The sequence below is a fragment of the Lysobacter solisilvae genome (genome assembly GCF_016613535.2).
Taxonomy (GTDB): Bacteria; Pseudomonadota; Gammaproteobacteria; order Xanthomonadales; family Xanthomonadaceae; genus Agrilutibacter; species Agrilutibacter solisilvae.
Genome location: NZ_CP071518.1, coordinates 1,577,968 through 1,589,787 on the forward strand (window position 1 = coordinate 1,577,968; position 11,820 = coordinate 1,589,787).

The window sequence follows — 11,820 nt, forward strand, 5'->3', positions numbered from 1 at the left end:
ACGGTAAGATCGATCCACCCTATCGGAGGCGACCACGATGATCCTGGCAGTCGGCTTGTTCGCGCTGGGCCTGGTGCTGCTCGCACTGGGCGGCGATTCGATCGTCAAGGGCGCTTCGGGCCTGTCCAGGAAGCTGGGCCTGTCGCCCTTCACCACGGGGCTGGTGCTGGTGGCCTTCGCCACCTCGCTGCCGGAGCTGGCGGTCAACCTCACCGCCGCCCTGCATGGCCAGGGCGAGCTGGCGCTGGGCAACGCGGTGGGCAGCAACACGGCCAACGTCGGGCTCACCCTGGGCGCGGCCGCGCTGGCCGCGCCGCTGGTGATGCGCTGGCAGACGCTCAACCGCCTGCTGTGGATCCTCGTGCTGGGCACCGTGGCGGTGCTGGTGCTGGGCGCCGATGGCAGGCTCTCGCAGGTCGAGGGGCTGGCGATGCTGCTGGCCTTCGTCGGCGTCTTCTTCTATGCGCTGATGCGCAGCCGCGGCGAGTCGCGGGAACTGCGCGAGGACATCGCCCGGTTCGCGGAAACCAGCACGCTGCCGATGCAGAACGTCATCCGTTTCGTCCTCGGCGCGCTCCTGCTGTGGATCGGCTCGCTGCTGATCGTCGGCGGGCCCGGCGTGCACCTGTTCGGCCTGGATCTGTCGGATGTCGGCGCCTCGCACATCGGCCAGGGCATGGGCCTGTCGCCGGTCCTCACCGGCCTGATCCCCGTCGCGATCGGCACCGCGTTGCCGGAAGTCGCCGCCGCCATCGCCGCCGCCCGCCGCGGGCAGGGCGACATGGTGATGGGCCACGTGCTGGGCGCCAGTGTGTTCAACATCCTGGTGGTGATCGGCGGCATGGCGGCGTTCGGCTCGATCGACCTGCCGATGACCCAGATGAGCCTGAAGCCCCTGGTGAGCAGCTTCTCGCTGCCACTGGGTTACGAGCTGCTGGCCGCGCTGGCGTTCGCGCTGATGCTGTACCCGGTGCTGCGCGGCGACATGCGCGTCAACCGCACCGAAGGCGGCCTGCTGCTGCTCGCCTACGCCCTCTACGTCGCCGTGGAACTGTTCGCCAGCCGTTAGACTCGCTCCCCATGAGCGAGCCACCCCACGCGCCGCACGGCGCGGTCTTCCACCTGCCGCGCGCCCTGCGCTCGCTGGTGGAATTCTTCCGCCTGGAGGCGGCGGGCGGGATCACGCTGATCGCCGCCGCCGCCCTGGCGCTGGCGATCGCCAACTCGCCGTGGGTGCACCAGTACGCCGCGGTGCGCGACATGACGATCCAGCTGGGCACGGGCGAGGTCAGACTGGCCAAGCCGCTGCTGCTGTGGGTGAACGATGGCCTGATGGCGATCTTCTTCCTGCTGGTGGCGCTGGAGATCAAGCGCGAAACCCTCAGCGGCCAGCTGGCCGGCCGCGAACGACTGATCCTGCCCCTGGTCTGCGCCTGCGCCGGCGTCGCGGTGCCGGCGCTGTTCTTCATTGCGTTGAACCACGACGACCCGGGCGCGATGCGTGGCTGGGCGGTGCCCACCGCCACGGACATCGCCTTCGCGCTGGGCGTGCTGGCGCTGCTGGGGCCGCGCGTGCCGGTGGGCATGAAACTGCTGCTGTCGACGATCGCGGTGGTCGACGACCTGATCGCCATCGTGATCATCGCGCTCTTCTACTCGCATGGCCTGTCGCTGCCGGCGGTGGGCCTGGCGGCCGCCGTGCTGGCGGCGATGGCGCTGCTCAACCGCCGCCGCGTCCTGGCGCTGTGGCCTTACCTGCTGCTGGGCCTCGTGCTGTGGGTGTGCGTGCTCAAGTCGGGGGTGCACGCCACCTTGGCCGGCGTCGCCACCGGGCTGATGATTCCGCACGTCGATCCACGCAACGCCATTTCCGACGAGGTCGAGCACTCGCCGCTGGAAACCCTCGAGCACGCCCTCCACCCCTGGGTGGCCTTCGCGATCCTGCCGGTGTTCGCCTTCCTCAATGCCGGCCTTCCGCTGGGCGGGTTGCGCGCCGAGGATGCGCTGGCGATGCTGCCGCTGGGCATCGCCCTGGGCCTGGTACTGGGCAAGCCGATCGGCATCGTGGGCGCCGCGTGGGCGATGCGCGCGCTGGGCTGGGCGCGGTTCCCGGCCGGCATGGACGGGCGCGCAATGCTGGGACTGGGGATGCTGTGCGGCATCGGTTTCACGATGAGTCTGTTCATCGCCTCGCTCGCCTATGCCGAACGCTGGCGCTACGACGAGTCGGTGCTGGGCGTGCTGGGCGCCTCGCTGATCGCGGCGGTCCTGGGTGGCCTGTGGCTGCGGGCGGTCCTGCCGCCGCGCGTGCCCGCCCCTGCGGCCGAAGAACGGACTTCCGCCATTCCTGACGGCCCGGAGCGCGAATGAAGCACGCACTGGTTTTCGGCGGCAGTGGCCAGATCGGCCGGCCCCTGCTTGGACGCCTGCTGCGCGATGGCTGGCGTGTCACCGCCGTCTCGCGCCAGCCGCAGCACGAACGGCTGGGCCTGACCTGGCTGCGGGGCGACTTCGACGCGATGCCCACGCTGCCCGAACAGGTCGACGTGCTGCTCAGTTGCGGGCCGCTGGATGCCTTCGCCCGCTGGTATGGCGGCAGCCGCCTGGAATGCCCGCGCGTGGTGGCCTTCGGTTCGACCAGCATCGAGGTCAAGCGGGGTTCGGCCGACCCGCACGAACGCGACCTGGCCCAGCGCCTGCGCGAAGGCGAGGAGGGCGTGATGGCCGCCGCCGCCGCGCGCGATGCGGCGGCCACGTTGTTGCGGCCCACGCTGGTCTACGGCGCGGGCCGCGATGCCACGTTGACGCGCATTGCCCACCTGGCCAGCCAGTGGGGCCGCTTTCCGCTGCCGCGGCGCGCCTGCGGCCTGCGCCAGCCGGTCCACGTGGACGACCTGGCCAGCGCGGCGTTCTCCGCGATCGGCAGCGCGGCGTCGCATGGCCAGGCCTATGCGCTGCCCGGCGGCGAAACCCTCGCCTACCGCGACATGGTGCTGCGTGTGCTGGAAACCCTGGAGCCCGTGCCGACCCTGGTCGAGTTGCCCTCGCCCTTGTTCAACCTGGCCCTCGCCATGGCGCGCCTGACCGGACGGGGCACCGGGCTGGGCGAGGCGGCGGTCCTGCGCATGCGCACCCACCTGGTGTTCGATCCCGCACCGGCACAGCGCGACCTGCGTTACGCGCCGCGCGGCTTCGCGCCGACGGCGCGCATGTTCGAAGCGCGCACGGACGAGGACGACGCGGCGGACTGAGCCGCGATGCGGGGCAGTGCGCTTGCGCTCAGGGATCTCTGCTCAAGGAGCTTCTACTTAGGGTGTTTCCGCCGCCGGCACGGACCGCGACTTGGCGATCCCGCGCAGCGCGATGATCAGCACGCCGCCCAGCACCATCGCGCCGCCGATCCACAGCCGCGGGCCGGGCCGATCGCCCCAGAACGCGATGCCCAGCGACACCGCCAGCACCGGTACCAGCAGCAGCCACGGCGTGACCTGCGCGACCGGGTGGCGCTGCACCAGCAGGTAGTACAGGCCGTGGCCGAACAGCGAGGACACGAAGGCGGCGTACAACGCGCCGCCCCAGGCCACCGCGCTGGCCGACGGCAGCTGCGCCAGGCCGCCTGGCTCGAGCACGACGCTGATCGCCAGCAGCGGCAGCACGCTGAACACCGCGGTCCAGCCCTGCTGGCTGAAGACATCCAGCCCCCTGAGCGGTTTCATCAGGACCGTGCCCAGGGCGAGGAACGCGGCCGAAATCACCATCAGCACCAGCGACAGCGGCCGGTCCAGCACCAGCGGATCGAAGCCCAGCACCAGTACGCCGGCGAAGCTGACGCCGATGGCCAGCCCCGTGCGCCAGGCGAAGCGTTCGCCCAGCACCCACCAGGCCAGCAGCGTGGTCATCGGCACGTAGCTCTGCATGACGATTGCCGGCGAGGACAGGTCGCCGGCGAGCTTGAGCGCGGTGAAACTCAGCCCGAAGTGCAGCACGCCGATGCACAGCGCCACCGCGATCAGGCGCGGCCACTGCCCGGGTGCGGGCCGCTTGAGCATGAAGGACAGCGGCAAGGCGAGCAGCGCGAAACGCAGCGCGGTGAACAGGAACGGCGGGATCTCGCGCAACGCCAGCGCCGATGTCAGGAAGTTGATCGACCAGGCCAGGCAGATCAGCAGGATGAGGCCGACGTCGCGTGCAGGCATGGGGACCAGAGTGAGTAGGGGCGTGCGCGTGAGCGAGGGCGACGGGCCGTGGCCGTCGCGCGGGAAAGTCGGTGGGAACGCAGCCGCGGTCGTGTTGCGCGGCGGCCGCGCGACGTCAGTAGGCCCAGCCCAGCTTGCGGAACAGCTTGGCCAGCACCCACGCCGGGCCGATCAGCAGATAGGTCAGGTCGGTCAGGAAACTGGGCTTGCGGCCTTCGATCTTGTGGCCGACGAACTGGCCGATCCAGGCCACCACGAATACGCCGATCGCCGTGTACAGCAATCCGGTCGCGCCGAGCGTGTCGTACAGGTACTTGGTGAACCAGCCCAGCAGCACGAACGCCGCGAGCATGCCGAAGCCCAGCGGCTTGGATGCCCGGTAATAGAACATCCAGGCGCCGAACATCGCCAGGCCGGCCCACAGGCCGGGCCGGAACCAGCTGCCCGGCGAGGGGATGCACCACAGCAGCGCGATGACGCTCCACAGGATCGCCGGCACGCAGATCACGTGGATCAGCTGGTTGGTGGGGTTGCGATGGTCGCCCGAATAGCTGGCGAACCAGCGGTCGATCGGGCGTTCGATCGGGCGGTCGGCGGTGGCGTTCATTGCGGGTTCCCAGGGAGCGCTGGGGGGACTGTACGCCATGGAAGGGAGCGGTGGCGCGGGACTGAAAAGCCCGGCATCAGCGGGCGGACGGGGATAGGCGACACCCGTTCCGGTGGGTGACGCACCGGGGCCGTCACTGCCGACCCCAGACCAGCGCAGGGCCGGGCAGTGGCCCGTCGGCCGCCTGCCCGAAAACCTGCCGGAGGTGCCGCTCACCCGGCGGGCGGGCCGAGGCCCGCGCTGTTCAATCGACGCGGATGCCCGCCAGCTTCTCCAGCGCCTCGGCGTACTTGGCGCGCGTGCGTTCGATCACCTCGGCCGGCAGGCGCGGGCCGGGAGCGCTCTTGTTCCAGTCCAGCGTTTCCAGGTAGTCGCGGACGAACTGCTTGTCGTAGCTGGGCGGGCTGGTGCCGACCCGGTACTGGTCGGCGGGCCAGTAGCGCGAGGAGTCGGGCGTGAGCATCTCGTCCATCACGTACAGCCGGCCGTCGGCATCGGTGCCGAACTCGAACTTGGTGTCGGCCAGCAGGATGCCGCGCTGGGCGGCGTAATCACGCGCGAAGGTGTACAGCCGCAGCGTCGCGTCGCGCACCTGCTCGGCCAGGTCGGCGCCGACCAGTTTGACCGCGGTGTCGAAATCGATGTTCTCGTCGTGGTCGCCGACCGCGGCCTTGGTCGAGGGGGTGAAGATCGGCTCGGCCAGCTGCTGGGCCTGCTGCAGGCCGTCGGGCAGGGTGATGCCGCTGATGCGGCCGGTGCGCTGGTAATCCTTCCAGCCGCTGCCGATGATGAAACCGCGCGCGATGCATTCCACCGGGACCGGCTTCAGGCGCTTGGTCACCACCGCGCGCTGGTCGTACATCGCCACGTCCACGCCGGCGGGCAGCACGCTGGCCACGTCGATGCCGGTCAGGTGGTTGGGCACGATGTGTTCGGTCTTGCCGAACCAGAAGTTGCTGATCTGGCAGAGCATCTCGCCCTTGCCGGGAATGGGGTCGGGCAGGACGACGTCGAAGGCGCTCAGGCGGTCGGTGGCGACCATCAGCAGGTAATCGCCGGACGGCGTGCCCGCCGGCAGCTGCGCGGCGGGCAGGTCGAACACGTCGCGCACCTTGCCGCGATGGCGCAGCGGCAGGCCCGGCAGGTCGGATTCGAGCAGGTAGGGGCGGTGCAAAGTCGTGGACAACGCGGGTTCCTCGCAGGTGGCGCGGACTCCGTCGGTGGCGGCCTCGCGGGGCGCGGGCGCGCGACGGGGCCGGGCAGTGTACGCCGGTCCGGGTGAGGCTGCAGGTACACTGGCCGCCCCGCGTCCCGAGCCCTGTTCGAGCCCCATGAAACGCTGGTACGGCAAACTGCTGGGCTTCTTCGCCGGTGCCGCCCTGATGCGCGCCAACCCGCCGCTGGGCGCGCTGATCGGCCTGCTGATCGGCCATGCCTTCGACGCCGACTGGTTCCGGTTGCGCCAGCGGGACAACCCCTACGGCGTGCTCGGCCTGAGCGCCGACGCCACCGATGCGGACATCGACCAGGCCTATCGCCGCCTGATGGCCCAGTACCACCCCGATCGCCTCGCCGGCGCCGCCGTGGAACTGCGGCAGCAGGCCGAGGCGAAGGCCCGGGAGATCAACGCGGCCTACGACCGCATCAAGACACTGCGCCGGCGGTGATGGCGGCGGCCACCCCGGCAGGCCATCCCGCGCCGCGGCGGCCCCTGTCGGCCGTGCCGGCGGGTTCCAGTCCCTCGCAAGGCGCCCCTGGGGCGCGCGCGGGGCGGGCCCACGTCCCGGCGATGCGCTGTTCCACTGTTTCCGATTCCCCATGAGGTCGTCCATGCAATCCACGGTCATCGCCCCCTCCATCCTCTCGGCCAACTTCGCGCGCCTGGGCGAGGAGGTCGACAACGTCCTAAAGGCCGGCGCGGACTGGGTGCACTTCGACGTGATGGACAACCACTACGTGCCCAACCTCACCATCGGCCCGATGGTGTGCGAGGCGCTGCGCAAGCACGGCGTCACCGCGCCGATCGACGTGCACCTGATGGTGCAGCCGGTGGACCGGCTGGTGCCGGATTTCGCGAAGGCCGGCGCCTCGATGATCACCTTCCACCCCGAAGCCAGCGCGCACGTGCACCGCACCGTGCAGCTCATCAAGGCCAGCGGCTGCCAGGCCGGCCTGGTGCTCAACCCGGGCACGCCGGTGGAGGTGCTGGACTACGTGCTGGAAGACCTCGACATGGTGCTGCTGATGTCGGTCAATCCCGGCTTCGGCGGGCAGTCGTTCATTCCGTCCGCGCTGGAGAAGCTGCGTCGCGTGCGCGGCATGATCGACCGCAGTGGCAAGCCGGTCCGGCTGGAGATCGACGGTGGCGTCAAGGCCGACAACATCGCCGAAATCGCGCAGGCCGGCGCCGATACCTTCGTCGCCGGTTCGGCCATCTTCAACGCGCCGGACTATGCGGGCGTGATCAAGCGGATGAAGGATGCCGTCGCCGGGGTCCGCTGAGCAGGACCGTCCCGTGGCGCGATGGGGATAACTTTCCCAATTTTGTGGATAAGTGCGCGGTGCCTGAGGCGCTGCAACCGCACGCCTGGGGTTCGGAGCCTCATCGACGGGCCTTCGGACGTCCGGATGTCGGGTGGTTGAGCCTCAGCTGCCGGGTTTTGTGCCCCAAACGACCGGCTTTGCTGCGGACGGACGCGCGGGTCAGTGTCACGCGTGAGGCAGGTGAACCCGTCGAATCCGACACTTATCCACCGCAAAAGGTCTGGACGCTCCATGCCCGAGGCTTTGATCCTCGTGCGCGGCGCTTCGTGGTCGAAGCTTCGGGCCTGGAAGGCGTGGCTCGTGCCCCGAACCGACGCGGGTGCGGCCCCGGGGCCTGTGCGTTGCCTGTCGACTCCCGCCGTTGCCTGGTCGCGCGGACAAACAAAAAAGGCCGGCCAGATGCGCCGGCCTCCGTCGAATAAGGGAGGCGATCCTGCCTCCGCCCGTCGTCCTTGGGAATGGACTCTGATTCTCCGTGGGGGCGGTTACAGCGGTATTACGCTGCCAGGAGCGGTAACGGCCCTGGGGCTGATCGTCTGCAGCGCGCGGCGGCGCGCCTGGGCATTCGAGGCGGTGTGGATTCGGCCTGGCGCGATTGCAGCGCGCGGCGGCGCGCCAGGTATTTGAGGCAGCCTGGATTCGGCCTGGCGCGGCGCGGTATGACGAATTGCCATGTGGGCAAGAGCGAAGCTGCCTGGCGCGGCTTCCGGCTGCGTCTGCCCGCCGGCCGGGGCATCGGCGGTAGCCCCTCTACGCAGCGCGCGGCGGCGCGTTCGGCATCCGGGGCCCTATGGAATTGGTCTGGCGCGGCTTCCGCGTGCGTCTGCCCGCCGGCCGGGGCATCGGCGGTGGCTCCTCTACGCAGCGCGCGGCGGCGCGTTCGGCATCGGGGGCCGTCTGGAATTAGTCTTGCGCGGCGCGGCGCGGCATACTGCCCCGCCGCATCAAAGCCCGCTGCGCATGCAACTGGACGCCGAACAGTTCCGCCAGCTCGCCGAGGCTGGCCATACCCGCATCCCGGTCGTCCGCGAGGTGTTTTCCGACCTCGACACGCCGTTGTCGGTCTACCTCAAGCTCGCCGACGGGCCGCACACCTACCTGTTCGAATCGGTCGAGGGCGGTGAACGTTTCGGCCGCTATTCGATCATCGGGCTGCCCGCGCGCTGCGTGTACGCCTTCGCCGGCCACACGCTGTTCGTGACCCAGGACGGCGAGCTGGTCGACAGCCGCGTGGTCGAGGATCCCTTCGCCGAAGTCGAACGCCTGCGCGCCGCGCACAGCGTGCCGCGCATCGAAGGGCTGCCCGGGTTCACCGGCGGGCTGGTCGGCTGGTTTGGTTTCGAGTGCGTGCAGTACATCGAGCCGCGCCTGGCGGCGCCGCGGGCCGACGGCGAGCACAAGCCCGACGAACTGGGCACGCCCGACATCCTGCTGATGCTCAGCGAGGAAGTGGCGGTATTCGACAACCTCAAGGGGCGGCTGTACCTGATCGTGCACGCCGACCCACGCGAGGAGCGCGCCTTCGCGCGTGCGCAGCGGCGGTTGGACGAGCTGACCCATCGCCTGCGCCAGGGTGGCCCCGGTTATCCGGAAACGCGTGACTCGATCGGGCTGGACGAAGGCGATTTCATCTCCGGCTTCACCCGCGACGGCTTCATTGCCGCGGTGGAGAAATCCAAGGAGCTCATCCGCGCCGGCGACATCTTCCAGGTGGTGCTGAGCCAGCGCCTGAGCGTGCCGTTCAAGGCGCGCCCGGTGGACGTGTATCGCGCGCTGCGTGCGCTCAACCCGTCGCCGTACATGTATTTCCTCGACGTGGGCGGCACGCAGGTGGTCGGTTCCTCGCCCGAGATCCTGGTCCGCCTGCAGCACGATGCCGCGGGCATCGGCGAAATCACCGTGCGACCGATCGCCGGCACGCGACCGCGCGGCGCCACGCCCGAGGAAGACCAGGCGCTGGAATCGGAACTGCTGGCCGACCCCAAGGAGCGCGCCGAACACCTGATGCTGATCGACCTGGGCCGCAACGACGTCGGACGCGTCAGCCAGCCCGGCAGCGTGGAGGTCGGCGAGCAGTTCGTCATCGAGCGCTACAGCCACGTCATGCACATCGTCAGCGAGGTCACCGGCCAGTTGAAGCCGGGGCTGAGCTACGCCGACGTGCTGCGCGCGACGTTTCCCGCCGGCACCGTCAGCGGGGCGCCCAAGGTGCGCGCGCTCGAGGTGATCCGCGACCTCGAACCGATCCGGCGCAATGTGTATTCCGGCGCGGTCGGCTACATCGGCTGGCACGGCGATGCGGACACCGCCATCGCCATCCGCACCGCGGTGATCCAGGACGGACGCCTGCACGTGCAGGCCGGCGCCGGCATCGTCCACGATTCCGATCCGGCCAAGGAATGGGACGAGACCATGAACAAGGGACGCGCGCTGTTCCGGGCCGTGGCCGAGGCCGCTCGTGGCCTGTGAGGCGCTCAGACGTCCGGCTGAATCGTCGGCTGAATCGTTCCTGCTGAATCGTTCCCGCTGATCCAGTTGGCACTGGGCCCTCCGATTGCGGGTCACCGCGACGGACGGTAGGTCCATCGCGACCGAACGGTCCGAAAGCTGCGGGCCGCCCGTCAGTGCGCCGTCCGCACCGCGACACCCTCAACGTTCTATTCACAGAAGGCACGGTTCACTCGTTACCAGAGTGTCCGTACGTAGAACGATGCAGTCCTGCGTAATCGAGGGAGTACGCCATGCATCCGATTTCCGATGGGAGCGTCCAGTCCCGTTTCGCCAATGGTTTTGCGCGGACGGTGGAACTGATATGTCCCCAGTGCAACGAAAAGTCGATGTTCGAGGCCCAGCCGTGGCAGGAGCACGGCGGCAAGATCGTTGCGACGCAGATGCACTGCCTGCGCTGCACGAAGGCCATGCTGCTGGTGCAGGTGCTGGACGATGAGGGCGGCTGCCGCGCCGACTCGCTGTCCACCGATCCCGCACCGGGCGGTCGCCGCCCGATGGAGGGCGTCGATCAACTGCATGCGTTGTCGCCGCCGCTGGCGCGCAGCTACGACTCGGCGCTGAAGCTTTACAACCACGCCGAATGGGGCCCGTCCTCGCTCAGCATCCACCATCTGCTGGAAGGCCTGGCCGCGCGCCTGCTCGGCCCGGACAAGCGCGATGCGCCGCTGAGCCGGCAACTGGAAGCATTCCCGCGCGAGATCGACCTCACCCGGCCCCTGCAGGACATCGCGCAGCTGATGGCGCCCGACGGCGCGTTCGGCCGCCATTTCGACGACGAAACCTCGATCGACAAGGGCACCGCCGAACACCTGATGGAGCTGACCGAACTGCTCATCCAGTACCTGGTGGTGCTGCCTGGCGAGATGGCCGAACTCAAGCGCCGCATCGCCACCGCGCCCGTGCCGCTGCGCCGCGGCACCACGGTAGGCGGGGTGGGATGACGCAGCCGCGCGCCGGAAGGCGGCGCGGACACGAATGAAAGGGCGCGGCACGCCGATAAGTTGCGTGCCGCGCCGGGGCGGGGAGGGCGGCTGGGCCGCCTTGATCGCCCGGTTTACGCGCAGCGCGTCACGCCTGCGCCTTGCTCATCGCGATGAACGCCTTCTTCAGGCCGTCGCCGCTTACCGCCGTGCCGCCCAGCGACCAGCCGCCATCGACCGGGATCACCGCGCCGGTGACGTAGGCGGCCATCTTCGAGCCCAGCCACAGGCAGGCGTCGGCAATTTCGCTGTCCTCGCCGAACCGGCGCAGCGGCACGCTGTCGCTGACGATCTGCGCCAGTTCCTTCGTCGGCGCCAGGCGCTTCATGCCCTCGGTGTGGGCGATCGGACCGGGCACCACCGAATTGACACGGATGCCCGCCGGGCCGAACTCGATCGCACCCACGCGCGTGATCATGTCGACGCCGGCCTTGGCCGCGCACACGTGCATCTGCAGTTCCATGGGCTGGAAGGCCTGCGGCGCGGAGATGTTGATGACGCTGGCACCGGGCTGGCGGAGGAATTCGAAGGCCGCGCGCACGACGTTGAAAGTGCCCAGCAGATCGATGTCGACCACGGTCTTGAAGGCGTTGGCCGACATGCCAAGCGCCGGTGCGGGGAAGTTGCCCGCCGCGCCGGAGACCAGCACGTCGATCTTGCCGAACCGTTCGTGCGCCTCGCGCAGCGCGGCCTCCACGGCCGCGTACTCGCGCACGTCGGCGGCGAAGCCGGCGGCGTCCGGACCCAGCTCGCGCAGCTGGGCCACTGCGGCGTCCACCTTGGCCTGCGAGCGTGAGAGCACGCTGACCTTCGCGCCAGCGCGGGCGAAGGCCTGGGCGATCCCCAGGTTGATGCCGCTGGTGCCGCCGGCGACGAAGACGTGGGCGTCGGCGTAGGAAAAGGGCTGGGTCATGCGGGGCTCCGGAAAGGGTGGGGTGGCGGCGCCCCTGGAACGGGACCATTCGCCGGCGTACGCATACGA

Annotated in this window: 11 protein-coding genes; 7 read left to right on the forward strand and 4 right to left on the reverse strand. The window is 69.7% G+C overall.

The features are described from left to right. Positions 1-37 precede the first annotated feature (37 nt). Genes I8J32_RS07045 through I8J32_RS07055 form a run of 3 tightly spaced genes read left to right on the forward strand, consistent with a single transcriptional unit; the run spans position 38 to position 3,251 of the window. The gene (locus I8J32_RS07045; RefSeq protein WP_200616286.1) at positions 38-1,069 is read left to right on the forward strand and encodes a sodium:calcium antiporter; all 1,032 of its coding nucleotides are present in this window, start codon (positions 38-40) and stop codon (positions 1,067-1,069) included. Positions 1,070-1,080: 11 nt separating this feature from the next. Beyond that, entirely contained in the window at positions 1,081-2,370 is a 1,290-nt protein-coding gene (nhaA, locus tag I8J32_RS07050; protein WP_200616285.1) for a Na+/H+ antiporter NhaA, read from the forward strand. Beyond that, on the forward strand, positions 2,367-3,251 hold the full coding sequence (locus tag I8J32_RS07055) for an NAD-dependent epimerase/dehydratase family protein (protein ID WP_200616284.1): 885 nt from the start codon (positions 2,367-2,369) through the stop codon (positions 3,249-3,251). Before nhaA ends, I8J32_RS07055 begins: the two co-directional genes overlap by 4 nt. Before the next feature lie 57 nt (positions 3,252-3,308). Here I8J32_RS07055 and I8J32_RS07060 read toward each other — a convergent pair whose 3' ends face one another. The 3 genes from I8J32_RS07060 to I8J32_RS07070 form a co-directional block, all read right to left on the reverse strand. Next, the gene (locus I8J32_RS07060; RefSeq protein ID WP_200616283.1) at positions 3,309-4,196 is read right to left on the reverse strand and encodes a DMT family transporter; all 888 of its coding nucleotides are present in this window, start codon (positions 4,194-4,196) and stop codon (positions 3,309-3,311) included. 115 nt (positions 4,197-4,311) lie between these two features. Next, positions 4,312-4,803, reverse strand: coding sequence for an Mpo1 family 2-hydroxy fatty acid dioxygenase (locus tag I8J32_RS07065; RefSeq protein WP_200616282.1), 492 nt, complete (start codon positions 4,801-4,803; stop codon positions 4,312-4,314). A 244-nt stretch (positions 4,804-5,047) separates the two neighbouring features. After that, positions 5,048-5,989, reverse strand: a complete 942-nt coding sequence (locus I8J32_RS07070) for a phosphoribosylaminoimidazolesuccinocarboxamide synthase (protein ID WP_407060996.1) — start codon at positions 5,987-5,989, stop codon at positions 5,048-5,050. Positions 5,990-6,134: 145 nt separating this feature from the next. Between I8J32_RS07070 and I8J32_RS07075 the strand changes: the two genes are divergently transcribed. From I8J32_RS07075 to I8J32_RS07090, 4 genes are all read left to right on the forward strand, one after another. Further along, complete coding sequence (locus I8J32_RS07075) at positions 6,135-6,470, forward strand: J domain-containing protein (protein WP_200616280.1); 336 nt, start codon at positions 6,135-6,137, stop codon at positions 6,468-6,470. A 163-nt stretch (positions 6,471-6,633) separates the two neighbouring features. Continuing rightward, positions 6,634-7,305 carry a ribulose-phosphate 3-epimerase gene (gene rpe / locus I8J32_RS07080; RefSeq protein ID WP_200616279.1) on the forward strand — a complete coding sequence of 224 codons (672 nt, stop codon included), beginning with the start codon at positions 6,634-6,636 and terminating at the stop codon, positions 7,303-7,305. Between the two features lie 1,002 nt (positions 7,306-8,307). After that, positions 8,308-9,816, forward strand: coding sequence for an anthranilate synthase component I (gene trpE, locus I8J32_RS07085; protein WP_200616278.1), 1,509 nt, complete (start codon positions 8,308-8,310; stop codon positions 9,814-9,816). A gap of 272 nt (positions 9,817-10,088) precedes the next feature. Then, entirely contained in the window at positions 10,089-10,799 is a 711-nt protein-coding gene (locus I8J32_RS07090) for a hypothetical protein (RefSeq protein ID WP_200616277.1), read from the forward strand. A gap of 127 nt (positions 10,800-10,926) precedes the next feature. Here the strand turns inward: I8J32_RS07090 and I8J32_RS07095 are convergent, their stop codons facing one another. Next, entirely contained in the window at positions 10,927-11,751 is an 825-nt protein-coding gene (locus I8J32_RS07095; RefSeq protein ID WP_200616276.1) for an SDR family oxidoreductase, read from the reverse strand. Positions 11,752-11,820: the final 69 nt, after the last annotated feature.

Bases quoted from the DNA above. Each gene is read 5' to 3' on its own strand.
- I8J32_RS07065 (WP_200616282.1), bottom strand. From the start codon at position 4,803: ATGAACGCCACCGCCGACCGCCCGATCGAACGCCCGATCGACCGCTGG.
- I8J32_RS07090 (WP_200616277.1), top strand. From the start codon at position 10,089: ATGCATCCGATTTCCGATGGGAGCGTCCAGTCCCGTTTCGCCAATGGT.
- I8J32_RS07045 (WP_200616286.1), top strand. From the start codon at position 38: ATGATCCTGGCAGTCGGCTTGTTCGCGCTGGGCCTGGTGCTGCTCGCA.
- nhaA (WP_200616285.1), top strand. From the start codon at position 1,081: ATGAGCGAGCCACCCCACGCGCCGCACGGCGCGGTCTTCCACCTGCCG.
- I8J32_RS07075 (WP_200616280.1), top strand. From the start codon at position 6,135: ATGAAACGCTGGTACGGCAAACTGCTGGGCTTCTTCGCCGGTGCCGCC.
- trpE (WP_200616278.1), top strand. From the start codon at position 8,308: ATGCAACTGGACGCCGAACAGTTCCGCCAGCTCGCCGAGGCTGGCCAT.
- rpe (WP_200616279.1), top strand. From the start codon at position 6,634: ATGCAATCCACGGTCATCGCCCCCTCCATCCTCTCGGCCAACTTCGCG.
- I8J32_RS07055 (WP_200616284.1), top strand. From the start codon at position 2,367: ATGAAGCACGCACTGGTTTTCGGCGGCAGTGGCCAGATCGGCCGGCCC.
- I8J32_RS07060 (WP_200616283.1), bottom strand. From the start codon at position 4,196: ATGCCTGCACGCGACGTCGGCCTCATCCTGCTGATCTGCCTGGCCTGG.
- I8J32_RS07095 (WP_200616276.1), bottom strand. From the start codon at position 11,751: ATGACCCAGCCCTTTTCCTACGCCGACGCCCACGTCTTCGTCGCCGGC.